We start from the raw sequence: 23,915 nt of genomic DNA on the forward strand, positions 1-23,915 counted from the left end.
TATCGCTAAACAAAATAGCCAGAGCAAATGGCTCTGGCTATTTTTGAATTCCGGTCGTTTATACGGCTTTTACTTCAATGGTATCAGCACCGCGCGACGCTTTTAACATTGCAGTACGTTTAGTTCTGTCAATCACATCACCGACTAACTGACCACACGCTGCATCAATGTCATCGCCACGAGTCTTACGAACCGTTACTGTATGCTCATATTGCATCAATGTTTTTTGGAAGCGATCGATACGTGAGTTACTTGGTTTCTTGTAAGGTGAACCTGGGTACGGGTTAAACGGAATCAAGTTAATCTTACATGGTGTGTCTTTCATCAGCTCAGCCAGTTCACGAGCATGGTCCATGTCATCATTCACATGATCAAGAAGTACGTACTCAACCGTTACCTTACCGCGGTTTGCATTCGATGAAGCGATATAACGACGAACTGATGCTAGGAAATCTTGAATATCCCAACGATCGTTAATTGGCATGATTTCACTACGCAGCTTATCGTTTGGCGCATGAAGTGAAATAGCCAACGCGACATCGATTTTGCCTGTCATCTGATCAAGACCAGAAACCACACCTGATGTAGATACAGTCACACGACGTTTTGACAAACCAAAACCAAGGTCGTCCAGCATTAGTTCTAATGCCGGGATCAAGTTCTTCATGTTTAGAAGCGGTTCACCCATCCCCATCATCACGACGTTAGTAATTGGGCGACGACCTGTTTCTTTCTCAAGACCAATTTCACGTGCAGCACGCCACACCTGACCGATGATCTCTGAAACTTTCAAGTTACGGTTAAAGCCTTGCTGTGCGGTTGAGCAGAACTTACATTCCAACGCACAACCTACTTGAGAAGACACACAAAGCGTTGCACGATCATCTTCTGGAATGTAAACCGTCTCCACATCCTGATCACCAACGTTCATCGCCCACTTGATCGTACCATCAGAAGAGTGCTGAGCTTCTGCGACTGTTGGCGCCTTGATTTCGCACTTGTGTAAAAGCTTTTCGCGCAGCTTCTTGTTAATATTTGTCATTTTTTCGAAGTCATCTACACCGAAATGGTAGATCCACTTCATAACCTGATCGGCACGAAACGCTTTCTCGCCGAGTTCTTCTGCGAAAAACTGACGCATGCCTTTGCGATCAAAGTCGAGTAGATTGATTTTTTCAGTGGTCATGTTGCCTCTCAATGACTGAAACAAGAATAAGGGCGCGAATTGTACAGCCTTTATGCAGCCACAACAAGGGGTGTAAAACCCTGAGTTTGCTAAGGCATTAAAATCAAAATGATTAAATTTTAAGCACCCCTTGCGCTATTAAGTGGCTATTACACTATCAAAAGTAAAAGCGTAGAAATCGTAAAGGGAGAAGACTAAAAATAACTCACGTTACTGGGCTTTAAAGTCCATTATATAGTCAGACTAGTTAGCGTTTAAGAGATCACTTATGCAGTCAACATTGCCACTCAACTTAGGTATATGAAATGAAAAAGCCTCGGAAAGTTCCAAGGCTTTTCTGTATCAGAGCATCACTAACAAGTGCAGTATCACGCCTAATTAGCGAGAAAAAACCTCTGACTCAGGGAAGAAAAACTCAATTTCACGTGCTGCAGATTCAGGGCTATCGGAACCATGAACTGAATTGTGACGCATGCTAAGTGCGTAATCGGCACGAAGCGTACCGCATGCCGCTTCCTCTGGGTTAGTTTTACCCATCAGCTCACGGTAACGTGCAATCGCATTTTCACCTTCCAGTACCTGAACCATAATAGGACCAGATGTCATGAACTCTTTTAGTGGAGGGAAAAACTCTTTGCCTTCATGCTCTGCATAAAAACCGCTTGCCTGATCTTCAGTCAGGTGGACCATTTTAGCAGCGACAATACGTAGGCCAGCCTTTTCAATACGGTTATAGATTTCACCAATTAGGTTTCGCTCTACCGCATCCGGCTTAATGATTGAAAATGTTCTTTCTAGAGCCATAAAATTTCCTTTCTGTACTTGTAATAATAGTTGTGTTTTTAAAGTGACTTACTGGGTAAGAGCGGCACTCAAACAAGGAGTGCCGCAATCAATCTTATTTACCAGCTTGCTCATTGAGGAAACGAGCAAGTGTACGAACGCCCATACCCGTAGCTCCCGCAGCCCATTTGTCAGACGCGGCTTTACGGTATGTACCCGCACAGTCGAAGTGCAACCAGCCTTTTTTGTAGTCTTCTACGAAGTAAGACAAGAATGCTGCTGCTGTGCTTGCACCCGGAGAGTAGTCGCCAGAACTGATATTCGATAGGTCAGCAAAGTTTGAAGGCAGCATTCCACGGTGGAAGTCAGCAAGTGGTAGCGGCCATAAACCTTCTTTTTCTTGGTTTGCCGCAGTGAGCGCTTGATGCGATAACTCGTCATCAAAACTCATTAGTGCGTGGTAATCATTACCCAACGCATTCTTCGCCGCACCTGTTAGTGTTGCACAATCAATGATTAACTCAGGTTTTTGCTCACTAGCGTAGATAAGGCCATCAGCAAGCACTAAACGACCTTCTGCATCGGTGTTCATGATTTCAACGGTTTTACCGTTTTTGTAGGTGATGATGTCGCCAAGCTTGAGTGCGCGACCAGAAACCATGTTCTCTGCACAACAAAGGATCAGTTTTACACGCTTGTTCAAACCACGAAGAATCGCCAGTGCAAGACCACCGGTAATGGTGCCTGAGCCACCCATGTCTGCTTTCATTGCGCTCATGAAGTTAGAAGGCTTCAAGCTGTAACCACCCGAATCAAAGGTGATACCTTTACCGACAAGACACGCGAATATTGGTGCGTTCTCGTCACCTGTCGGGTTGTAGTCTAGCTGGAGCATCGCAGAAGTACGCTCCGAACCACGGCCTACGGCGTAAATGCCTTCCCAACCTTCTGCCAACAAGTCTTTGTCTTTGACGATACGAGCTGTCACTGTGCCTTTAGGCGCAACAGATTTGATGAATTCAGCGGCCATTGTCGCTAGCTGACGAGGGGCAACTTCTTCTGCGGTTTTATTGATGATATCGCGGGTAAAATCAGTCGCGGTAATACGCGCTTGAAGCTCTGCTTGATCTTCTTCAGACAATGCAGACCACTCAACTGAGCCATGTTTTTTTGGGTTACGGTAACCTTGGTGGAAAGCCCAAACGCTCTCTAAATCCCAGTTATCACCGGAAAGAAAAATAGAACGAATTCCTTGGCCATCTAGCTGACGAGCTGCACGTTGAATTGCACCAAGATCGTGACCTTCACCTAAATGAATGGTTGCGCCGTTTTCAGCGAATGAAAGCAGTGCTTTTTCACCCCAATGTGGTGCTGCCGACTCTTGACTTAAAAATACAGACATCTGTGTAGACATGGTTTCTCCTTGTCTTATAGCAGCGTTGCCTACGCTGCTTCTTTTTAATAACTCACGGATGTTAGCATTATGTAGGGCAAAAATGTCAATTGGATAAAAAAACGGACCTAAAGGTCCGCTTTTTTTAGTAAGAATTGTTAACTAGGCTGTGTTTTACAGACTTAGTCTGCTTCATCCATCCAGCACATGATAACGGCTTCCAGAATCTTTTCGTTACAATGGTTTGGGTCATCTTCAAACTCATCTAACTCCATGATCCATTGATGAAGATCGGTAAAACGCACCGTTTGCGGATCAACATCTGGAAACTTGTCACAAAGTTCAATCGCGATATCGCGAGAATCTGTCCATTTCATTGCTCATCTTCCTTTTGCTTCTTCCCTATATTGGGAAGATAGTTTAGTGATCTTCTGAAGCGTGGTTTAGCGTGTACTTAGGAATTTCTACCACTAAGTCTTCATCAGCAATTTTCGCCTGACACCCTAGACGTGATTCAGGCTCTAGACCCCACGCTTTATCCAGCATGTCGTCTTCCAGCTCTTCACTTTCTTCTAGCGAATCAAAACCTTCACGGATGATCACGTGGCAGGTGGTACAAGCACATGATTTTTCACACGCATGTTCAATACCGATACCATTTTTTAGCGCTACGTCCAGAACGGTTTCACCAGTGTTTGCTTCCAACACTGCGCCTTCTGGGCACAAATCGTCGTGTGGTAATACAATAATCTTAGGCATAACTACTTATCTCTTATATATCGTCTACTGATTGACCTGACAGCGCAGCTCGAATCGATTTATCCATACGGCGCGATGCGAAATCTTGGCTCGCTTTATCGGTATCTTTAATGCCTTGCTCAATCGCATCTGCATCATCACCATTACGCAGCTCAATCAAGGCTTCGATGGCTTTTATCAGGTCTTGTTTCTCTTGTTCTGATAGTAGTTCGTCACCATCAGCTTGCATGGCTGCAATCAAGCCTTCTATCACACGGTCGGCCTCAACACGCTGCTCAGCTAGCGCACGAGCTTGCATGTCTTCTTTAGCGTGAGTCATTGAATCACGCAGCATATCCGCCACTTCATTATCGCTTAACCCGTAAGAAGGTTTTACTTGAATCTCTGACTGAACACCGGTGCTCTTTTCCATTGCCGTAACAGAAAGAAGACCGTCAGCGTCAACTTGGTAAGTCACACGAATATGTGCCGCACCCGCCGCCATCGGTGGAATGCCTTTCAATGAGAAACGAGCCAGTGAACGACAATCATCAACCATTTCACGTTCACCTTGTACCACATGAACACTCATGGCCGTTTGGCCATCTTTGAATGTGGTAAATTCTTGCGCACGCGCAACAGGAATCGTGGTATTGCGAGGGATGATCTTCTCAACCAAACCACCCATGGTTTCAATACCAAGCGACAGTGGGATCACGTCAAGAAGTAACATTTCTGAATCAGGCTTGTTACCCGCTAGAATGTCGGCTTGGATACCCGCGCCGATTGCGACAACTTCATCAGGATTAATGCTTGTTAGCGGTGTGCGGCCAAAAAACTCGCCTACCATTTCACGAACCAGCAATGTGCGTGTTGAACCACCAACCATGACCACTTCGAGTACTTCGTCTGCGTTAACATCAGCATCTTTTAATGCGCGACGACAAGACATTAGTGTTTTCTTCACTAATGGGCGAATCAGATCTTCGAACTGCTCACGAGTAACGGTGCCCTTCCAGCCAAACACGTCAACGTCAACGCTGTCTTGCTCAGAGAAAGCAATCTTAGTCGCAGTAGCAATGTTCAGTAGCGTACGGTTTTTTTCAGCAGAAAGTGGGGCTTCGAGACCCGCTTGCTCCATTAGGTAATCCGCTAACAGATGGTCAAAGTCATCACCGCCTAACGCAGAATCACCGCCTGTTGCTAATACTTCAAATACGCCTTTCGACAAGCGTAGGATAGAGATATCAAATGTACCGCCGCCTAGGTCATAAACTGCAATCACTCCTTCTTGGCCTGAGTCTAAGCCATAAGCAATTGCCGCGGCAGTTGGTTCGTTCAGAAGACGCAGCACATGAAGGCCAGCTAATTTCGCGGCATCTTTAGTACCTGCACGCTGAGCATCATCAAAGTAAGCAGGAACAGTGATCACAACGCCCGCTAACTCCCCACCTAACGTTTCTTCAGCTCGCTTACCTAGCGCTTTTAGAATGTCCGCAGATACTTCAATCGGGTTTTTGTCACCTTGAGGCGTTTGCAGGATCGGAAGACCATTTTCACTCTCTCTAAAACGATAAGGAAGTGAAGAGTAACGGGACTGAATGTCCTTTAATGAACGACCAATCAAACGTTTTACAGAGATAATAGTGTTCTCTGGTTCAAATTCTGCTTTGGCTTTGGCTTCGTGGCCAACCGTTAACGTTTCCTCAGTGTAATTAACGACTGAAGGTAAAATAGTACGGCCCTGCTCGTCCGCAAGTGGAGTTGCATCGCCGCTACGTACAGAAGCAACCAAAGAGTTGGTAGTACCTAAGTCGATACCCGCTGCTAACTTATGCTCATGAGGTGCCGAGCTTTGGCCCGGTTCTGCGATTTGAAGTAGTGCCATGATAGGTCCTTGTCACGCTAACTAGCCGAGGAGTTTGTCTTCGACTAGTTCAATTTCGTTCTTTAGTTTGGCAATGAATTTTAGCTTACGAACTCGGTCTGCGGCTTCAGCCCAAAGACCATCATCAAGCTCTTGCTCGACGTTTGCCAGATGCTGTTTGTACATTTTGCTGACCTTAGAATCGAAGTCAAAAAGCGCCGACTCAGGATCGGTGCTGTCAGCAATTTCTTCCAGTTCTTCGCGCAGCTCCATTTGCTCCATTAAGAACATTGGATCTTGCATTGTCTGCTGTTCACCTCGGATCTCAACTCCCTGCTCTGCGAGGATGTACTCGGCACGGGAGATAGGATTTTTCAGAACTTGATAGGCATCGTTGATTTGCGCTGCCTTTTGCACCGCCATCAAACGGTCACGTTCAGATCCCGTTGCAAAGTTATCCGGGTGGAAGCGTTTTTGTAGTTCTCGGAACTGAGAAGAAAGAAGGCTACCATCCAGCTTAAACTGACTTGGTAGCCCAAATAATTCAAAGTGATTCATTAAGTTCGGGTCCTAGTAAAGCCTTCCGGACTCGCTTGCCCAGAAGGACAATCAATTAGACGTTGAAGCTTTCACCACAACCACATTCACTTTTCGCGTTAGGGTTGTTGAATTCAAAACCTTCATTCAACCCTTCTTTCACGTAATCCAATTCGGTACCGTCTAGGTACACTAAGCTTTTTTTGTCGATGATGATTTTCACTCCAGAGAGTTCAAAAACTTCATCTTCTTCGTTAAGCTCATCAACAAACTCAAGTACATATGCCATGCCTGAACAACCAGTCGTCTTCACTCCAAGACGTAAACCGATACCTTTGCCTCGGTTATCTAGGAATGCTCTTACGCGACTTGCCGCTGATTCTGTCATTGTGATGGCCATACTGCACCTTAGTCTGTCTAAATTTCGATTGGAATGGGAGCGTCAAAGCTCCCATTATATTACGGAATAATTATTCTTGGTGTTTTTTCTTGTAGTCTGCAACCGCTGCTTTGATTGCATCTTCAGCAAGAATTGAACAGTGAACTTTCACTGGTGGAAGCTCTAGCTCTTCAGCAATTTCAGAGTTTTTAATTGCTGCTGCTTCATCAACTGACTTGCCTTTTACCCACTCAGTTACTAGTGAGCTTGATGCGATTGCACTACCACAACCGTATGTTTTGAACTTCGCATCTTCGATGATACCTTCCGGTGTCACTTTGATTTGAAGCTTCATTACGTCACCACAAGCTGGAGCGCCAACCATGCCGCTACCTACTGATGGGTCTTCTTTATCGAATGAACCAACGTTACGTGGGTTCTCGTAGTGATCAATTACTTTTTCGCTGTATGCCATGATAAATTACCTCGAATCCTCTATTTCAATCCCTGAGATTAATGGTGAGCCCATTCAACAGTGCTCAAATCAATCCCTTCTTTGTACATATCCCATAGAGGAGACATGTCGCGTAGCTTAGTCACTGCAACGCGGATTTGTTCAATTGCGTAATCAATTTCTTCTTCAGTCGTGAAACGACCAAACGAGAAACGAACCGAGCTGTGAGCCAATTCATCATCCATGCCTAAGGCACGAAGAACGTAAGAAGGCTCAAGACTTGCAGACGTACAAGCACTACCAGAAGATACCGCTAGATCTTTAAGCGACATTAGTAGTGATTCACCTTCTACGAATGCGAAGCTGATGTTTAGGTTGTGTGGTACACGTTGCTCAAGGTCACCGTTTACCGTCACTGCTTCTAAGTCTTTCACGCCATCAAAAAGACGGTTACGAAGCGCTAAAGCGTGATCGTAATCTTTTTGCATGTCTTCTTTTGCAATGCGGAATGCTTCACCCATACCAACGATTTGGTGAGTAGGAAGTGTACCAGAGCGGAAACCACGCTCATGGCCGCCACCGTGCATTTGCGCTTCAAGACGAATACGAGGCTTACGACGAACGTAAAGTGCACCGATGCCTTTAGGGCCATAAACTTTGTGAGCAGAAAGCGAAATTAGGTCAACTTTCATCTCTTGAACGTCGATTGGTAATTTACCTGCAGATTGCGCTGCATCCACGTGGAAAACAATTTTACGCTCACGACACAATTCGCCGATCGCTGTAATGTCTTGAACCACACCAATCTCGTTGTTTACGTGCATAATAGACACAAGCACTGTGTCATCACGCATTGCCGCTTTAAGCTTCTCTAGATCGATCAAGCCATTTGATTCTGGCTCAAGGTAAGTCACTTCAAAGCCTTCACGCTCAAGTTGACGACATGGGTCAAGAACGGCTTTGTGCTCTGTTTTACAAGTGATTACGTGCTTGCCTTTCTTCGAGTAAAAGTGCGCTGCACCTTTAATCGCAAGGTTGTCTGATTCTGTCGCACCAGATGTAAATACGATTTCGCGAGGATCTGCATTTAGAAGGTCAGCAATTTGCTCACGAGCAGTATCGACCGCTTCTTCTGCCTGCCAGCCGTAACGGTGCGAACGCGACGCTGGGTTGCCAAATGTGCCATCCATTGTCATGTACTGAACCATTTTTTCAGCAACACGTGGATCAACTGGACATGTAGCGGAATAATCAAGATAAATCGGCAGTTTCATTCTCTACTCCAATGTAAAAAGCTGACCGCTAAGAGCGGACGTTTACACCGATGGGCGCGGCGGTTGTATTTTTGTTTGATAGCCCATGGGTTACCGCCAGATCAATGTCCTGACGATCAGAAATTTCGAGGACTTCATTATCTGTCATCAACTCACCAAGAGTGATGTTATTCAAGAAGTCACTAATGCGAGAGCTTAAGTCGCGCCATAGCGTGTGAGTAAGGCAACGTGTTCCGCCTTGGCAATCTCCTTTGCCCTGGCATTTGGTTGCATCGACTGACTCATCAACGGCTGCAATCACGGTACCAATAGCGATACTGTGTGCGTCGGCACCAAGTCGGTAACCACCACCAGGACCACGAACGCTGGCAACGAGACCTGCTTTACGCAATTTTGAAAATAGCTGCTCTAAGTAAGAGAGCGAGATCCCCTGACGCTCTGAGATGTCAGCAAGAGGCACAGGGTTTTGTTGCGAATGCAGTGCCACATCCAGCATGGCTGTCACCGCATATCTTCCTTTAGATGTAAGTTTCATACCACACCGTATCCACATGGTTTGTAATGGTTAAGATTTTTCCATACCTGAGTAATTTGGTCAAGTATTTATTTGACCATTTTACTCAGGTATTCATCCTTACACCTAAAGTGGTTATTCTTTATTCAGAACTTCTTTTCTATCGAGGTTAAAATGCCGCGTAGAATATTGAGCTCCTGGGTTTCTGGCCGAGCACGAGAGAACAAGCGACGCAATTTATTCATCACCTGTCCTGGTTGCTCTTTATTGATAAACTGGGTCTCAACCATCACCTTTTCAAGATGCTCGAAGAACATTTCGAGCTCTCTATGACGTGGGTACTCTTCCGGCTCATTTGGGGCAAACTGGCTTTGCTCTAAGTTCAAATGCGCAACTCGTACTTCGTAACTCAGAGTTTGTACGGCCATCGCTAGGTTAAGCGAGCTATATTCAGGGTTAGCAGGAATGCAAACATGGTAGTGACACCTTTGCAGCTCTTCGTTTGTTAGACCAGTTCTTTCACGACCAAACACGAGCGCGACAGGATGTTTTCTACCCTCAACCGCAAATTTCTCACCACATTCACGTGGCTCAAGCATTGGCCATTCTAATGTACGAGAGCGAGCACTGGAGCCCACCACGAGGCTGCAATCTTCAACCGCTTCCTCTAATGTGCCGACAATCTTTGCATTTTGAGCAATATCACCAGCCCCCGCAGCCAAAGCAAGAGTTTGTTCATCCACTTCACATTGTGGATCGACTAATACTAGTTGGCTTAAACCCATCACTTTCATAGCTCGAGCTGCTGAGCCAATATTGCCTGAATGAGAGGTACCTACGAGTACAATTTTTACTTGATCCAACATCTGTGTTTGCTACCTAAATTAAAACCGCAGAATGTTACCATAGTTTTTTAACACACCCTAGGGCGAAGCAGGCCTCTCTTCTCATTCTTGGTCATTGTTCTCGTTCGCCTCAAGCTAAATACAATAAAACCACTGACTTTAGAACAAAAAATAACCACTTCCCTTTTTACTGATCTCTGGTATACTCGCCGCCGCTTTCATTTGTTCTTTAACATCCGTTGGGAAATTCGTATGCATCCAATGCTAAACATTGCTATTCGCGCTGCGCGAAAGGCAGGCAATCATATTGCTAAATCATTAGAAAACACTGATAAAGTAGAATCTACTCTTAAAGGCACTAATGACTTTGTCACTAATGTAGATAAAGAAGCAGAATACATCATCATCGATACTATCAAGCAGTCTTACCCTGAGCACTGTATCGTTGCTGAAGAACAAGGTCTTATCGAAGGTAAAGATAAAGACGTACAATGGATCATCGACCCACTGGATGGCACCACTAACTTTGTAAAAGGTTACCCAACTTTCGCGGTTTCTATCGCAGTTCGTATCAAAGGCAAAACTGAAGTTGCTTGTGTTTACGATCCAATGCAAAACGAGCTATTCACTGCACAACGTGGTGCAGGCGCTCAACTAAACAGTGCGCGTATCCGTGTTGCTCAACTAAAAGACCTTCAAGGTACTGTTCTAGCTACTGGTTTCCCATTCAAACAGAAACAACACGCTGAGTCTTACATCAAGATCGTTGGTGCGCTATTCACTGAATGTGCTGATTTCCGTCGTAGCGGCTCTGCTGCTCTTGACCTATGTTACGTGGCTGCTGGCCGTGTTGATGGTTACTTCGAGCTAGGTCTAAAACCTTGGGATATGGCAGCAGGTGAGCTTATTGCTCGTGAAGCTGGCGCAATCCTAACTGACTTTGCTGGCGGCACTGAGTACATGAAGTCTGGTAACATTGTTGCTTCAAGCGCTCGTGGCGTAAAATCTATCCTTAAGCACATCCGCGAAAACGGTAACAGCGCGATCCTTAAGTAAGATTTGAAAGTCATATTTAGCCCGTCACGCTGATGACTTTAAAAAGCCCCGCTCAATGAGCGGGGCTTTCTTGTATCTACTGAACCGTATCTACTTAGCGGCAATGTAAGGCTCTTCATACCGTGAGGTTCTGCAAGCACAAAACTCGATTCAGATACAAAAAAACCGCTGATTGCTCAGCGGTTTTTGTTTTCGACTCTCAACCTGCCTTATGGCATTTCGTCGAACTCTGCGCCTTCTTTTTCTACTTGAGGTGGCATCAAGTGCTCTTTCTGGATGCCCAGTTTTAGCGCTAGTGCTGATGCTACGTAGATAGAAGAGTAAGTACCTACAGTGATACCAAGTAGAAGTGCGGTTGCGAAGCCGTGAATCATCGCACCACCCTGCATGAACAGTGCAATTACCACGAACAATGTTGTACCCGAGGTAATCAACGTACGGCTCAACGTTTGGGTGATTGAAGCGTCCATGATATCGGCTGGCTCACCTTTACGCATCTTACGGAAGTTTTCACGGATACGGTCAAACACAACGATGGTATCGTTGAGCGAGTAACCGACTACCGTTAATAATGCCGCGACGATGGTTAGGTCAACTTCTATTTGTAGGAATGAGAAAACACCTAACGTGATAATGATATCGTGAGCCAATGCCATAACCGCACCAGCCGCTAGACGCCATTCAAATCGCATCGAGACATAAAGCAGGATACAGATCAGCGACACGAGGATCGCTAGACCGCCAGCTTCTGTTAGCTCATCACCAACGTTAGGACCTACGAATTCAATACGACGCATTTCTACGCTTTCGCCAGTACCATCTTTGATAGCACCAATGATTTGGTTGCCCAGCGTTTCACCAGAAACGTCATCACGTGGACGAAGACGAACCATTACTTCACGAGCACTACCGAAGTTTTGTACTGTCGCATCACCAAAACCTTTCGCATCTAAAGCGGTTCGGATTTTTTCAAGGTTCGCAGGTTTTTCAAAGCCAACTTCAATTAGCGTACCGCCAGTGAAGTCTAGGCCCCAATTTAGCCACTTAGTTGACAAAGTGAAGATAGAAGCAGCAATCATAAAGATTGAAAAAACGAATGCTACTTTCGACCAACGCATAAAGCCGATCGTCTTCTCTGCTTTTAGAATTTGAAACATATTAATTCCCAGCCTTAGATCGACAATTTATCAACGCGTTTGCCACCGTAAATCAGGTTCACGATACAACGTGTACCAATAATGGCGGTGAACATTGAAGTTAAGATACCGATAGATAGAGTAACCGCGAAACCTTTCACTGCACCAGTACCGACTGCAAATAGGATAATTGCAGTAATCAGTGTCGTGATGTTCGCATCGGCAATCGTACTGAATGCATTCGCATAACCTTGGTGAATAGCTTGTTGTGGACTACGCCCATCACGAAGCTCTTCACGGATACGCTCGAAGATCAGTACGTTCGCATCAACCGCCATACCGACCGTTAACACGATACCGGCAATCCCCGGAAGCGTCATGGTAGCGCCTGGAATCATCGACATAACACCAATGATCAACACTAAGTTAGCCATTAGAGCGATGTTGGCAATCAAGCCAAAGCCACGGTAGTAAAGCAGCGTAAACAGCATTACGGCAACCATACCCCAGATACACGCTTGGATACCCATATCGATGTTTTGCTGGCCCATTGATGGACCAATAGTACGCTCTTCAACGATAGAGATAGGTGCGATCAGTGCACCAGCACGTAATAGAAGTGCAAGGTTGTGCGCTTCAGCTGCGGAGTCTATACCCGTGATACGGAAGTTACGTCCAAGAGCCGATTGAATCGTCGCTTGGTTGATGACTTCTTCATGCTTATCTAGGATGACTTTGCCTTCTGGCGTACGACGACCACTGTCTTTGTACTCAGCAAACACGGTAGCCATTAGCTTACCGATGTTCTTCTTAGAGAACGCTGACATCTTGTTACCACCTTCGCTGTCTAGCGAGATGTTAACTTGTGGACGACCGTATTCATCGACACTTGAGCTTGCATCCGTAATGCTTTGACCACCAAGAATAACACGCTTCTTAAGCACAACCGGACGACCGTCTCGGTCCATTTTGATTTCACTGCCTGCTGGCGCACGACCATTTGCCGCCGCTGATAGGTCAGCTTTATCGTCAACTTCACGGAATTCTAGCGTTGCGGTCGCACCTAGAATCTCTTTTGCACGAGCAGTATCTTGAACACCAGGAAGCTCAACAACAATTCGACTTGCACCTTGACGTTGAACGAGAGGCTCTGCAACACCTAGCTCGTTTACACGGTTACGTAAAATCGTAATGTTTTGCTCAACAGCGTAGTTACGGATCTCTTGTAAACGTTGCTCGGTAAAGGTCGCAGTAAGAGCGTAACGGCCATTTGAATCAGATTCGACAAAGAGCATGTCCGGGTGATTCTTTTCTAGCATTGCTTTCGCTTCTGCTAATTGCTCTTCGTTACGTAGCAGAACTTCTACCGCTTCTTTGCCAGAAGGGCGGATAGCACGATAACGAATTTTTGCCTCACGAAGTTCGCTACGGAAAGCTTCTTCTTGCTGACCAACGAGCTTTTCCATCGCAGCGTCCATGTCTACTTCCATTAAGAAGTGGACACCACCACGAAGGTCAAGACCCAGCTTTAATGGTGACGCTCCAATCGCTTCTAGCCAATCGGGTGTAGAAGGAGCAAGGTTAAGTGCAACAATTGTGTCTTTGCCAAGCGCTTCGCTGATGACATCACGAGCACTGATTTGTGTGTCAGTGTCGTTAAAGCGAACAAGAATTGATCCATTCTCGAGAGCAATGGATTTATGAGAGAGTTGCTCTTTATCAAGAGCAGTAGTGACAGCATCCAGCGTTGACATATCTACAGAGGCGCCACGCGCCCCTGTAACTTGAATAGCCGGATCTTCACCGTAGATATTTGGAAGTGCGTATAACGCAGCGGTGATGATGGCAAAAAATACCATCAAGTACTTCCATAATGGATAACGGTTTAGCACAGCGAGGATCCTTTAGCTGTTTTATAGAGACTTAAGCGTACCTTTTGGCAACACTGCAGTGATGAAGTCTTTCTTGATTACCACTTCATTGTTCGCGTTAAGCTCGATTGAAATGTAGTCATTGTCTTCAGCAATCTTAGTGATTTTACCCACTAGGCCACCGCTAGTTAGAACTTCGTCGCCTTTGCCCATAGAAGCCATTAGGTTCTTGTGCTCTTTTACACGTTTCGCTTGTGGGCGGTAAATCATGAAGTAAAAGATCACTGCGAACATGCCAAGCATGATTAGCATTTCAAAACCACCGCCTGCTGGCGCGCCTTCTGCTGCTGCGTGAGCCTGAGAAATAAACATTAAAACATCCTCATTATATTTTATTGATAATCCAACAAGTTGGGCTTTCGCATTTTAGATTCAAGTCTGAGAGTAACTAATAGCGATCACTCTCTCAAAAATAACGTGCGTTAGCCTACTTTATTAGCAAAAGCCTCTGGCGACATGCCAAAGGCTTTAATTCTTTTTAGTCCGTCAATGACTGTTCTTTTGCTAGTGGTGGCACTTCACGGCCACGACGCTCATAGAACTCAGTAACAAACTCATCAAAACGATCTTCATCAATCGCTTTACGAATACTTTCCATCAGACGCTGGTAGTAGCGTAGGTTGTGGATCGTATTCAGACGAGCACCTAGTATTTCATTACAACGCTCTAAGTGATGAAGGTACGATTTACTGTAGTTTTGACAAGTGTAACAGTCACAGTGCGGATCCAGCGGGGTTGTATCCGTTTTATGTTTCGCATTACGGATCTTGATCACACCACCTGTCACAAACAGGTGACCATTACGCGCGTTACGCGTTGGCATTACACAGTCAAACATGTCGATACCGCGGCGAACACCTTCAACCAAGTCTTCTGGTTTACCCACGCCCATTAGGTAGCGAGGCTTGTCTTCTGGAAGCTGCGGACAAGTGTGCTCAAGAATACGGTGCATGTCTTCTTTAGGCTCGCCTACTGCCAAGCCACCAACCGCGTAACCGTCAAAACCGATTTCCGTTAGACCTTTTACCGACACATCACGTAGATCTTCGTAAACACCACCTTGAACAATACCAAACAGGTTGTTCGGGTTTTCTAGCTTCTCGAAGTGATCACGTGAGCGCTGTGCCCAACGTAGTGACATTTCCATCGATTTCTTCGCTTCATCGTGTGTCGCTGGGTATGGCGTACACTCGTCAAAAATCATGACGATGTCAGAACCTAGGTCTTTTTGAATTTCCATCGACTTTTCTGCGTCCATGAAAATCTTGTCACCATTAACTGGGTTACGGAAGTGCACACCCTCTTCGGTAATAGTACGCATCTTGCCAAGGCTGAATACTTGGAAGCCGCCTGAATCAGTAAGAATAGGACCGTGCCAGTTCATAAAATCATGCAAGTCGCCGTGCATTTTCATGACTTCTTGACCAGGACGCAGCCAAAGGTGGAACGTGTTACCTAGTAGGATTTCTGCGCCCGTACCTTTCACTTCTTCTGGCGTCATGCCTTTAACCGTACCGTAAGTACCAACTGGCATAAACGCTGGGGTTTGAACAGTGCCACGTTCGAAAGTCAGTTGACCACGACGCGCATTGCCGTTTTTCTTCTTAAGATCGAATTTTAATTTCACGATGCCTCCGGGTGTCAGAGAAACAGTCTGACTGAGTGTTTAGGGCTCAACCCTACTTTAAGGAGCGGTCGCTTTTCCTTGCGAGAGATAAAGCAGAGGTTCTGCTCTATTTCCTAGCTTACTGCTAGCACTCGTAAATCTTATTTTTTACTAAATCGTTTTCTTCTTGATGAACATTGAATCACCATATGAGAAAAAGCGATATTTGTTTTCTACCGCATGCTTGTAAGCATTCATGGTGTTCTCATAACCTGCAAATGCACTCACCAACATGATCAGTGTGGATTCTGGCAGGTGGAAATTGGTAATCAAGCAATCCACAAGCTGATATTCGTAGCCAGGAAAAATAAAGATTTCTGTATCACCAAAGAATGGGACCAACTCAGTCCCTTTTTTCAATGCGTCTTGCGCTGCGCTTTCAAGTGAGCGTACCGATGTAGTACCAACAGCAATAATTCGTCCACCGCGCGCTTTCGTCGCTTTAATTGCTTCGACGACTTCTTGCGGTACTTCTACGTACTCAGCGTGCATATGGTGATCGTTGATGTTTTCTACTTTTACTGGCTGGAATGTACCAGCACCAACGTGCAAAGTGACGTAAGCAAACTCTGCGCCTTTCGCTTTGATTTTCTCTAGTAGAACATCATCAAAATGAAGACCCGCTGTCGGCGCCGCTACTGCGCCTGGCTTCTGGTTATATACGGTTTGGTAACGCTCTTTATCTGCATCTTCATCTGGGCGGTCAATGTAAGGAGGAAGTGGCATGTGGCCGATTTCTTCCAAAATTTCTAATACCGTCTTATCAGCGTTAAATTTCAGTTCAAATAGAGCGTCATGACGCGCCACCATTTCTGCAGAGTATTCATCATTCTCGCCAACAATGATGGTTGTACCTGGTTTTGGAGATTTAGAGCAGCGAACGTGCGCGAGGATGCTTTTCTCATCAAGCATGCGCTCCACCAGCACCTCTAGCTTACCACCCGACTCTTTACGACCAAAAAGACGAGCAGGTATAACACGAGTATTATTAAACACCACGAGATCACCGGGTTGAACTTGGCCCAATACATCAGTAAATGTGCCATCAATTAGCTCTCCGGTATTGCCATCCATTTGCAATAGTCGGCTAGCGGTACGCTCTGGCTGAGGGTAACGAGCGATAAGTTCATCTGGAAGGTCGAAATGGAAATCTGATACTTGCATGTTACTTGTCTTATATATTGGTCAAATCACGTCTAGGACGACGATAAAATTGCGACGAGTTTTTCGCAGCAGACTAGTATATGTTTACATGCTGCAATAGCAAGCAAATCCCCAGAATATCACTGTAAAAGCCATGATGAAGAGTGTAATAAAACGTGAAAAACCGCGATCACTTGGCATTATTTTTCAGTTCAAGTCGAAAGAAATGGAACATTAAAAAGCAAAGCAGCGCATAACGCTGCTTACTCGTTTAGTATTCAAATCGCCCTATCAAACCTCACGCCTTCGCCACCACGCCAAGGGCACCAATAGACCCAATAGCCACAGACCCAGACTGCCACCATCATCATCTGCCCCTTTGAAATCACAGTTATTGGTTGCGATACCGTCGTGACACTCTTTATCTCCGCCGACTTCGTTATTAGCCTCTTTAATAAAGTTCGGTGCAATGATGTAGCTACTTGGTGGCGCATCGGCAGTAATGTAAGACTGTACCCAGTCGTAATATTGACTCACCTTGGTGTAGAAACTTGGAATCGTCAAAGAGCCACAAGTCGGAAGAATGAGAGGTCCACCGCTAACAATACCAATCTGTTTTCCCGTCGCCACATCGACCAGCGGCCCCCCACTGTCACCTTTACATGCAGAGTTACCATATTGGGTGTGGCTATCCGGCTCTAATACTCGGTTTTTCGTTGGTAGCGTACAAATTTTGGTTTGGTTTTCTCTTGAGTCGATGATCCCCGGAAAACTGCTGCCAATTTCTAAACGCTCATAACATTTGTCGATGGGTAAAAATGTACTAATGGTGGTTTTGAGCGTATTGGAAGGTTCAGAAGCATCCGGCTGAGTGGTCCCCCACCCAAACACTTGCACATTTTCGACACGTTGATTGGTCAGGTAATTATCGTTCCAATCCGCAGCCAACCGCGCTTCGATACTCTCCATGTCGGCTTTGTTTGCTAAATCAGCAAAGCTTGCGTTTGCCACTGGGCGCGTGAGATACAGCAACGCGATGTCTGAGTCTAAACCGGTTTGGATAGGTTTCACGTTGCCATTACTGTCGGTCTCAGCTTTTGAAATCCGCGTGTAATCAGGGTGAACCACAACGTGAGACACCGGATAGAAGTTATCAAGCCCTGCTGAATTAAGTTCATGCACATTCGCATTCACCGACAACTCGCCCGGCGGGGTCACATAGTAGCTTGCTTCGTTCGTTCCCTGCCCCATTACCACGCAGTGTGCCGCAGTCAACACCCACTGCTCCGTCAGCATGGTGCCGCCACACAGTGGGAACTCTGCCATATTACTTGCTCGTAAAGTAACGCGGTCAACAGAGTCGGTTAGTTCATCTCCTAACACAATCGCCTGTGCTGATTGCACACTGAATGCCGCCACTGCCAGCGCAATGAGTTTGTTACACGTTGTTCTTTTCATTTAGGTTGCTGTCTTCAATTTGGTAAGCCTGAGCGTATCTTCTTCGAGAGACGAATCTTGGAAAATCCAACGAATAAAAATGTGCGATTCAATTCATTGGATTACCTTGGGTACACATTCAATATCAATCAAAAATGCCAACTGACTCGCACGCAAACCGACTTATTCAAATTAATAAAAACGTCGATAAGACACAGATTACGCAGACAAAAAGAAGCGCAAGTGTATTGTGCTATTTAATTGATGAAAAACGAGTTAGCTCCCAGATATACAGAAAAATATTCTCTATATTTAAGAGAAGGACAATGCCGCTGGAGGTCTCTATGATCAAGGTTGAAGACATGATGACTCGTAATCCTCATACCTTACTGCGCACGCACACCTTGCGTGATGCAAAAAGCATGATGGATGCGCTTGATATTCGACATATTCCGGTTGTTGATGCCAATAACCACTTACAAGGCTTGGTGACTCAACGCGACATTCTTGCTGCTCAAGAATCGAGCTTGCACCCAGATGAGGCTGAACAATCTTTTACTCTAGATACACCGCTCTACGAAATGATGCACACTAACATCATGACGGCCGAACCCATCGCGGGGCTTAAAGAGAGCGCTATCTACATGCAAAAGCACAAAGTTGGCTGTTTACCTGTTGTCACCAAGGGTCGATTGGTAGGCATCATTACTGACAGTGACTTTGTGACCATTGCGATTAACTTATTGGAACTGCAAGAAGAAGTGGAACCCGAAGAAATCGAGCCAGAAGAATAATACGCAAACGCGTTATCTTGGGTGTAAATTTCGTTTCTTAAACGTTTTAAACGAAAAAAGAGCGGCAGGGTTGCCGCTCAAAATGCCATTACTGACGCTGATTAAGGAAGTGTTTCTCTGCCAATTAGAATTGGTCTTCTTCGGTCGAACCGGTTAATGCGGTCACTGAAGAGTTACCACCTTGGATAGTATTGGTCATTCTATCGAAGTAACCTGTACCTACTTCTTGTTGGTGTGCAACAAATGTATAGCCTTTTTCTGCCGCCTGGAATTCAGGACGCTGAACTTTCTCAACATAATGACGCATACCTTCACCTTGAGCATAAGCGTGTGCCAGTTCGAACATGTTGAACCACATGTTGTGAATGCCTGCTAGCGTGATGAATTGGTACTTGTAGCCCATGTCTGCAAGCTCTTGTTGGAACTTAGCAATGGTTTCTGCATCTAGGTTTTTCTCCCAGTTGAATGAAGGCGAGCAGTTGTACGCCAACAATTGATCTGGGTATTCAGCGTGAATTGCTTCTGCAAACTTACGTGCTTCTTCCAAACATGGCGTAGCCGTTTCACACCAAATCAAATCTGCATATGGTGCGTAAGCCAGGCCACGAGAAATCGCTTGGTCGATACCAGCGCGAACGCGGTAGAAACCTTCTTGAGTGCGCTCACCTTCAATAAAATCTTTATCATATGGGTCGCAATCTGAAGTAATGAGATCCGCCGCATTCGCATCAGTACGAGCAATAACTAATGTTGTTGTTCCCGCCACGTCAGCAGCCAAACGAGCTGCAACGAGCTTTTGTACCGCTTCTTGCGTAGGAACTAATACCTTACCACCCATATGGCCACACTTTTTCACCGATGCTAACTGGTCTTCAAAGTGAACGCCCGCTGCGCCTGCCTCGATCATCGATTTCATGAGCTCGTAAGCGTTAAGCACACCACCAAAGCCCGCTTCAGCATCCGCTACGATAGGTAGGAAGTAATCAATACCACCTTCATCTTCAGGCGTCTTACCAGCAGCCCACTGAATTTGGTCTGCACGACGGAATGAGTTGTTGATACGCTTTACTACTGACGGTACAGAATCGACTGGGTAAAGAGATTGGTCTGGATACATCGTCGAAGCGGTGTTGTTATCCGCCGCTACCTGCCAGCCTGACAGATAAATCGCTTCAATACCTGCTTTAGCTTGTTGAACGGCTTGACCACCCGTTAGCGCACCAAGACAGTTTACGTAACCTTTTTTCGCACTACCGTTGACCAGTGACCAAAGTTTGTCTGCACCACGTTGTGCAACTGTGTTGGCAGGTACCATAGAACCACGCAGTTCCACCACTTCCTCAGCAGTGTATGTACGCTTTACATTTTTCCAGCGCGGGTTAGTTGCCCAGTCTTTTTCCAGAGCTTCAATTTGTTGGCGGCGAGTTAAGTTAGTCATTGGTCTATCCCTCTTTATAATTTGCACTTTATGCGTGTGCGTTGAGTTTCCGTTCTCAGGCAGTACTTCCCTATCTGCCTTGAAAATCCTTCACGTTATTGGTGTTACAGTTATTCTTTATTAATCCAGGTAGTCATAACCAGGAACTGTTAAAAAGTTGGTCAGCTCATCGCTCGTAGTGAGCCTTGCCATCAAGTCTGCCGCTTCTTCAAATCGACCCGCTTGGTAGCGCTGCTTGCCAATTTCTTGTTTCACGACTTCAATCTCTTCTTTTAGATAGAGCTCGAACAGATCCTTAGTGACCTTCAATCCGTTATCTAGCGACTTGCCGTGTTGAATCCATTGCCAGATAGAAGCGCGAGAGATTTCAGCTGTCGCCGCATCTTCCATCAAGCCATAAATCGGTACACAACCATTACCAGAAATCCAAGCTTCGATGTATTGCAGCGCAACACGAATATTGTGGCGCATTCCGGCTTCTGTACGCTCGCCTTCACAAGGCTCGAGTAGTTCAGCCGCTGTAATAGGTGCATCCTCTGAACGACTCACATCCAATTGGTTGGTGCGCTCGCCCAGTACAGCACTAAAAACTTCCATCGCGGTGTCAGCCAAACCTGGATGAGCTACCCAAGTACCGTCGTGACCATTGTTTGCTTCTAGCGATTTGTCAGTCTGGATCTTGTCTAATACTTTTTGATTCTCTTGCGGGTCTTTCGCTGGGATAAAGGCGGCCATTCCTCCCATCGCGAAAGCACCTCGTTTATGACAAGTACGCACCAATAATCGCGAGTAAGCGTTCAAGAATGGCTTGTCCATAGTGACCACTTGGCGATCTGGCAGTACGCGTTCAGGGTGCTTCTTCAAGGTTTTGATGTAGCTAAAGATGTAATCCCAGCGACCACAGTTCAAACCAACGATGTGTTCTTTAAGTGAGAACAGAATCTCATCCATTTCGAATACGGCTGGTAAAGTTTCAATCAGCACAGTCGCTTTGATGGTGCCTGTATCAAGACCGAAATAGTCTTCCGTGAAATGGAACACTTCGCTCCACCACTTCGCTTCGTGATGCGATTGCAGTTTTGGAATGTAGAAATAAGGGCCGCTGCCTTTTTGAAGTAACGCTTTGTAGTTGTTATAGAAGTACAGAGCGAAATCGAATAGCGCACCTGGAATGATCTGACCGTGCCACGTAACGTGTTTTTCTTTTAAATGAAGGCCGCGAACACGGCAGATCAACACCGCTGGGTCATCTTCCAGCTGATAATGCTTGCCATTGCCAGGGTTGGTGTAACTGATGGTGCCATTCACGGCATCGCGTAAATTCACTTGCCCATCCAGCACTTTACTCCATGCTGGAGACATTGAATCTTCGAAGTCTGCCATAAACACTTTTACATTCGCATTCAGTGCGTTAATCACCATCTTGCGATCAGTTGGTCCGGTAATCTCCACTCGGCGATCTTGCAGATCTTGTGGGATTCCTAGGATCTTCCAACTTCCTTCACGGATGTCTTGTGTCTCTGGTAGAAAATCTGGTAGCTCACCAGCATCAATACGTGCTTGCTTCTCTTCTCTTGCTTCCAGCAACTGTTCAACACGTCCGGCAAATTTTTCACACAGTAGAGATAAAAAGGTTTGGGCTTCAACAGGGAAAATTGCTTGATGTTCTGGAGCAACGACTCCATTCACCTCAAGCATGCCTTGGGTTTGCTTTAGTTGTTGTGTTTTTTGTTCTGTCTGAGCAAGCATAATCATTCATCCTTAACGTGCTTTATCAATCTTGGGCAATCAGCGTAAAGCTACATTTGTAAGTTATGAACAACAAATTACATCCTTTAACTTTGTGTTCAACTCGTCTAGCCATGTCGATAGATTGCGTAATGCTACGTGTATTTTCAATCTAGACATAAGTCGTACCGGCCTTTAAATAAGCTATCTCAACAAAGGGTTTAACGAAACCCCCAAGATAAACAAAACAGAAAATTCGAAGTTTTATTCGGCAGGGTAAAAACCGCCTATCGAACACCTATTTTTGTAATTTATTACGTAATTAAATTACATTAATTTTAAGGCCGATTTATCATTTCAAACGAGTGTATGAATATAGACTGGCAAACAAACACCTTGTATTCACAAGGGCTGGCAAGGTGAACTCAAACAAGGGTCAAACAAGACATACAAGGTTTTGTGTAAAATTAACATTGTGAAATTTCACTATTTTATGAAAGCTTCATCAAAGAAGAGCTGTAAAATTTTACAAGTCAAAGTTCACCAACAGAATAAAATACTAGAAAGCGCACTGTTTTCAGTGCGCTTTTAGATAAATAATGGAGATGTAGAGGCTAATACTAATAGCTAAAGCAGCTCGGAAACGACTTCTGCAAGCTGATTAAATGTTTTCGTTCTTGATGAACTCGGACGCCAAACTAAGCCAATTTCACGATAGGCTTGCTTTCCTGGGGGATCGATCACGACTAAATTCTGGTTATGCAGCAGGCCGTGGTCGATAGCCATTTGAGGAATGAACGTCGTTCCTAAACCATTCGCAACCATTTGCACCAAAGTATGAAGGCTGGTTGCTGTAAACGGATTAATTTTTTCTTTATCTGTTAATTTACACGCTGATACCGCGTGTTCCGTTAAGCAATGCTCTTTCTCTAATAAAAAGACGGATTCGTCAGGTAAATCTGCGTAACGAATCGGCACAGGCACCGATTGGGCTTGATTAGCACTAATAACCATTCGAAACGGATCCTTACCCACCACTCGACTTTCCATACCGTCAATTTCAACTGGCAACGCTAAAATGAGTACATCCAACTCACCGTGTCTAAGCGCTTGAAGTAAGTTTGTTGTCGTGTCTTCTCTTAATAAAAGATTCAGTTGTGGGAAACGGTAGTTAACCTCTTGCACCAAATCACACAGTAAAAACGGAGCAATTGTTGGTATGCATCCCACTTTTAGCTGGCCTTGCATATCGTCGCCTTGGCACATACGTCCAAGCTCGACCAAATCTTGCCCTTTTGCTAACAGCTCTCGCCCCTGCTTTACTACCATTTCTCCTGTTTGGGTAAAAACCAGTGGACTTTTCTTGTCTTTCTTTTCATATAATGGACAACCAATCAATTCCTCTAAGTTTTGAATACCTTTACTTAAAGTCGACTGACTGACAAAACAACGCTCTGCAGCGTCACTAAAATGTCTTGTTTCATGCAGTGTGACTAAGTAGTGCAACTGCTTCAAACTGGGCCATTTATTCATAATTGTATTTGTATCTACCGCCGTTCCAGTGATCGAGTTAAGAGTTTTGCTATTATCGTTTTTTTCGATTAACTCAATCTATT

Annotated in this window: 23 protein-coding genes; 2 read left to right on the forward strand and 21 right to left on the reverse strand. The window is 45.3% G+C overall.

All coding sequences use genetic code 11. From position 1 onward, the window contains the following. Positions 1-58: 58 nt before the first annotated feature. The 12 genes from LIX84_RS19215 to trmJ all read right to left on the reverse strand — a co-directional run bounded on the left by LIX84_RS19215 (position 59) and on the right by trmJ (position 9,991). Positions 59-1,186 (reverse strand): bifunctional tRNA (adenosine(37)-C2)-methyltransferase TrmG/ribosomal RNA large subunit methyltransferase RlmN, encoded by a 1,128-nt coding sequence (locus LIX84_RS19215; protein WP_005391540.1) that lies wholly within the window; start codon positions 1,184-1,186, stop codon positions 59-61. 378 nt (positions 1,187-1,564) lie between these two features. Continuing rightward, positions 1,565-1,990: a nucleoside-diphosphate kinase gene (gene ndk, locus LIX84_RS19220; protein WP_005391542.1), complete on the reverse strand. Its 426-nt coding sequence runs from the start codon at positions 1,988-1,990 to the stop codon at positions 1,565-1,567. Positions 1,991-2,084: 94 nt separating this feature from the next. After that, positions 2,085-3,383, reverse strand: coding sequence for an aminopeptidase PepB (gene pepB / locus LIX84_RS19225; RefSeq protein ID WP_005391544.1), 1,299 nt, complete (start codon positions 3,381-3,383; stop codon positions 2,085-2,087). Positions 3,384-3,544: 161 nt separating this feature from the next. Then, positions 3,545-3,739: a Fe-S cluster assembly protein IscX gene (gene iscX / locus LIX84_RS19230; protein ID WP_005391546.1), complete on the reverse strand. Its 195-nt coding sequence runs from the start codon at positions 3,737-3,739 to the stop codon at positions 3,545-3,547. Positions 3,740-3,782: 43 nt separating this feature from the next. Then, positions 3,783-4,121: an ISC system 2Fe-2S type ferredoxin gene (gene fdx / locus LIX84_RS19235; protein WP_005391548.1), complete on the reverse strand. Its 339-nt coding sequence runs from the start codon at positions 4,119-4,121 to the stop codon at positions 3,783-3,785. A 13-nt stretch (positions 4,122-4,134) separates the two neighbouring features. Next, positions 4,135-5,988: a Fe-S protein assembly chaperone HscA gene (gene hscA / locus LIX84_RS19240; protein WP_104969103.1), complete on the reverse strand. Its 1,854-nt coding sequence runs from the start codon at positions 5,986-5,988 to the stop codon at positions 4,135-4,137. Positions 5,989-6,009: 21 nt separating this feature from the next. Then, positions 6,010-6,525 carry a co-chaperone HscB gene (gene hscB / locus LIX84_RS19245; protein ID WP_203343553.1) on the reverse strand — a complete coding sequence of 172 codons (516 nt, stop codon included), beginning with the start codon at positions 6,523-6,525 and terminating at the stop codon, positions 6,010-6,012. A 55-nt stretch (positions 6,526-6,580) separates the two neighbouring features. Next, positions 6,581-6,904, reverse strand: a complete 324-nt coding sequence (gene iscA / locus LIX84_RS19250; protein WP_005391554.1) for an iron-sulfur cluster assembly protein IscA — start codon at positions 6,902-6,904, stop codon at positions 6,581-6,583. A gap of 70 nt (positions 6,905-6,974) precedes the next feature. After that, complete coding sequence (gene iscU / locus LIX84_RS19255) at positions 6,975-7,358, reverse strand: Fe-S cluster assembly scaffold IscU (protein ID WP_005381718.1); 384 nt, start codon at positions 7,356-7,358, stop codon at positions 6,975-6,977. Between the two features lie 38 nt (positions 7,359-7,396). Beyond that, positions 7,397-8,611, reverse strand: coding sequence for an IscS subfamily cysteine desulfurase (locus LIX84_RS19260; RefSeq protein WP_005391556.1), 1,215 nt, complete (start codon positions 8,609-8,611; stop codon positions 7,397-7,399). A 28-nt stretch (positions 8,612-8,639) separates the two neighbouring features. Continuing rightward, positions 8,640-9,146, reverse strand: a complete 507-nt coding sequence (iscR, locus tag LIX84_RS19265; protein ID WP_005381720.1) for a Fe-S cluster assembly transcriptional regulator IscR — start codon at positions 9,144-9,146, stop codon at positions 8,640-8,642. 125 nt (positions 9,147-9,271) lie between these two features. Beyond that, entirely contained in the window at positions 9,272-9,991 is a 720-nt protein-coding gene (trmJ, locus tag LIX84_RS19270) for a tRNA (cytosine(32)/uridine(32)-2'-O)-methyltransferase TrmJ (protein ID WP_006741887.1), read from the reverse strand. A 231-nt stretch (positions 9,992-10,222) separates the two neighbouring features. Here trmJ and suhB point away from each other — a divergent pair, with 231 nt between their 5' ends. Beyond that, positions 10,223-11,026, forward strand: a complete 804-nt coding sequence (gene suhB / locus LIX84_RS19275; protein ID WP_047010191.1) for an inositol-1-monophosphatase — start codon at positions 10,223-10,225, stop codon at positions 11,024-11,026. A gap of 209 nt (positions 11,027-11,235) precedes the next feature. Here suhB and secF read toward each other — a convergent pair whose 3' ends face one another. From secF to LIX84_RS19305, 6 genes are all read right to left on the reverse strand, one after another. Beyond that, positions 11,236-12,183, reverse strand: coding sequence for a protein translocase subunit SecF (secF, locus tag LIX84_RS19280; protein WP_005391572.1), 948 nt, complete (start codon positions 12,181-12,183; stop codon positions 11,236-11,238). Positions 12,184-12,197: 14 nt separating this feature from the next. Continuing rightward, complete coding sequence (secD, locus tag LIX84_RS19285; protein WP_006741889.1) at positions 12,198-14,054, reverse strand: protein translocase subunit SecD; 1,857 nt, start codon at positions 14,052-14,054, stop codon at positions 12,198-12,200. Positions 14,055-14,075: 21 nt separating this feature from the next. After that, positions 14,076-14,405 (reverse strand): preprotein translocase subunit YajC, encoded by a 330-nt coding sequence (gene yajC, locus LIX84_RS19290; protein ID WP_005381725.1) that lies wholly within the window; start codon positions 14,403-14,405, stop codon positions 14,076-14,078. Positions 14,406-14,571: 166 nt separating this feature from the next. After that, positions 14,572-15,720: a tRNA guanosine(34) transglycosylase Tgt gene (gene tgt, locus LIX84_RS19295; protein ID WP_005391577.1), complete on the reverse strand. Its 1,149-nt coding sequence runs from the start codon at positions 15,718-15,720 to the stop codon at positions 14,572-14,574. Between the two features lie 150 nt (positions 15,721-15,870). Beyond that, on the reverse strand, positions 15,871-16,923 hold the full coding sequence (queA, locus tag LIX84_RS19300) for a tRNA preQ1(34) S-adenosylmethionine ribosyltransferase-isomerase QueA (protein WP_046874341.1): 1,053 nt from the start codon (positions 16,921-16,923) through the stop codon (positions 15,871-15,873). Positions 16,924-17,193: 270 nt separating this feature from the next. Further along, a complete protein-coding gene (locus tag LIX84_RS19305; RefSeq protein ID WP_226421986.1) occupies positions 17,194-18,360 on the reverse strand; it encodes a S1 family peptidase in 1,167 nt (388 codons plus the stop codon). A 323-nt stretch (positions 18,361-18,683) separates the two neighbouring features. Here LIX84_RS19305 and LIX84_RS19310 point away from each other — a divergent pair, with 323 nt between their 5' ends. After that, positions 18,684-19,133 (forward strand): CBS domain-containing protein, encoded by a 450-nt coding sequence (locus LIX84_RS19310; RefSeq protein ID WP_005391583.1) that lies wholly within the window; start codon positions 18,684-18,686, stop codon positions 19,131-19,133. 124 nt (positions 19,134-19,257) lie between these two features. Here the strand turns inward: LIX84_RS19310 and aceA are convergent, their stop codons facing one another. From aceA to LIX84_RS19325, 3 genes are all read right to left on the reverse strand, one after another. Beyond that, a complete protein-coding gene (aceA, locus tag LIX84_RS19315; protein ID WP_226421987.1) occupies positions 19,258-20,571 on the reverse strand; it encodes an isocitrate lyase in 1,314 nt (437 codons plus the stop codon). Positions 20,572-20,691: 120 nt separating this feature from the next. Beyond that, positions 20,692-22,320 (reverse strand): malate synthase A, encoded by a 1,629-nt coding sequence (gene aceB, locus LIX84_RS19320; RefSeq protein ID WP_226421988.1) that lies wholly within the window; start codon positions 22,318-22,320, stop codon positions 20,692-20,694. A 606-nt stretch (positions 22,321-22,926) separates the two neighbouring features. Next, positions 22,927-23,832, reverse strand: a complete 906-nt coding sequence (locus LIX84_RS19325; RefSeq protein WP_005383681.1) for a hydrogen peroxide-inducible genes activator — start codon at positions 23,830-23,832, stop codon at positions 22,927-22,929. Between the last annotated feature and the right edge of the window lie 83 nt (positions 23,833-23,915).

Origin of the sequence: Vibrio sp. E14, from assembly GCF_020515785.1 — a bacterium.
Lineage (GTDB): Bacteria > Pseudomonadota > Gammaproteobacteria > Enterobacterales > Vibrionaceae > Vibrio > Vibrio diabolicus.

Coding starts and splice junctions, on each gene's coding strand:
- LIX84_RS19215 (WP_005391540.1), bottom strand. CDS start 1,186: ATGACCACTGAAAAAATCAATCTACTCGACTTTGATCGCAAAGGCATG.
- ndk (WP_005391542.1), bottom strand. CDS start 1,990: ATGGCTCTAGAAAGAACATTTTCAATCATTAAGCCGGATGCGGTAGAG.
- pepB (WP_005391544.1), bottom strand. CDS start 3,383: ATGTCTACACAGATGTCTGTATTTTTAAGTCAAGAGTCGGCAGCACCA.
- iscX (WP_005391546.1), bottom strand. CDS start 3,739: ATGAAATGGACAGATTCTCGCGATATCGCGATTGAACTTTGTGACAAG.
- fdx (WP_005391548.1), bottom strand. CDS start 4,121: ATGCCTAAGATTATTGTATTACCACACGACGATTTGTGCCCAGAAGGC.
- hscA (WP_104969103.1), bottom strand. CDS start 5,988: ATGGCACTACTTCAAATCGCAGAACCGGGCCAAAGCTCGGCACCTCAT.
- hscB (WP_203343553.1), bottom strand. CDS start 6,525: ATGAATCACTTTGAATTATTTGGGCTACCAAGTCAGTTTAAGCTGGAT.
- iscA (WP_005391554.1), bottom strand. CDS start 6,904: ATGGCCATCACAATGACAGAATCAGCGGCAAGTCGCGTAAGAGCATTC.
- iscU (WP_005381718.1), bottom strand. CDS start 7,358: ATGGCATACAGCGAAAAAGTAATTGATCACTACGAGAACCCACGTAAC.
- LIX84_RS19260 (WP_005391556.1), bottom strand. CDS start 8,611: ATGAAACTGCCGATTTATCTTGATTATTCCGCTACATGTCCAGTTGAT.
- iscR (WP_005381720.1), bottom strand. CDS start 9,146: ATGAAACTTACATCTAAAGGAAGATATGCGGTGACAGCCATGCTGGAT.
- trmJ (WP_006741887.1), bottom strand. CDS start 9,991: ATGTTGGATCAAGTAAAAATTGTACTCGTAGGTACCTCTCATTCAGGC.
- suhB (WP_047010191.1), top strand. CDS start 10,223: ATGCATCCAATGCTAAACATTGCTATTCGCGCTGCGCGAAAGGCAGGC.
- secF (WP_005391572.1), bottom strand. CDS start 12,183: ATGTTTCAAATTCTAAAAGCAGAGAAGACGATCGGCTTTATGCGTTGG.
- yajC (WP_005381725.1), bottom strand. CDS start 14,405: ATGTTTATTTCTCAGGCTCACGCAGCAGCAGAAGGCGCGCCAGCAGGC.
- queA (WP_046874341.1), bottom strand. CDS start 16,923: ATGCAAGTATCAGATTTCCATTTCGACCTTCCAGATGAACTTATCGCT.
- LIX84_RS19305 (WP_226421986.1), bottom strand. CDS start 18,360: ATGAAAAGAACAACGTGTAACAAACTCATTGCGCTGGCAGTGGCGGCA.
- LIX84_RS19310 (WP_005391583.1), top strand. CDS start 18,684: ATGATCAAGGTTGAAGACATGATGACTCGTAATCCTCATACCTTACTG.
- aceA (WP_226421987.1), bottom strand. CDS start 20,571: ATGACTAACTTAACTCGCCGCCAACAAATTGAAGCTCTGGAAAAAGAC.
- aceB (WP_226421988.1), bottom strand. CDS start 22,320: ATGCTTGCTCAGACAGAACAAAAAACACAACAACTAAAGCAAACCCAA.
- LIX84_RS19325 (WP_005383681.1), bottom strand. CDS start 23,832: ATGAATAAATGGCCCAGTTTGAAGCAGTTGCACTACTTAGTCACACTG.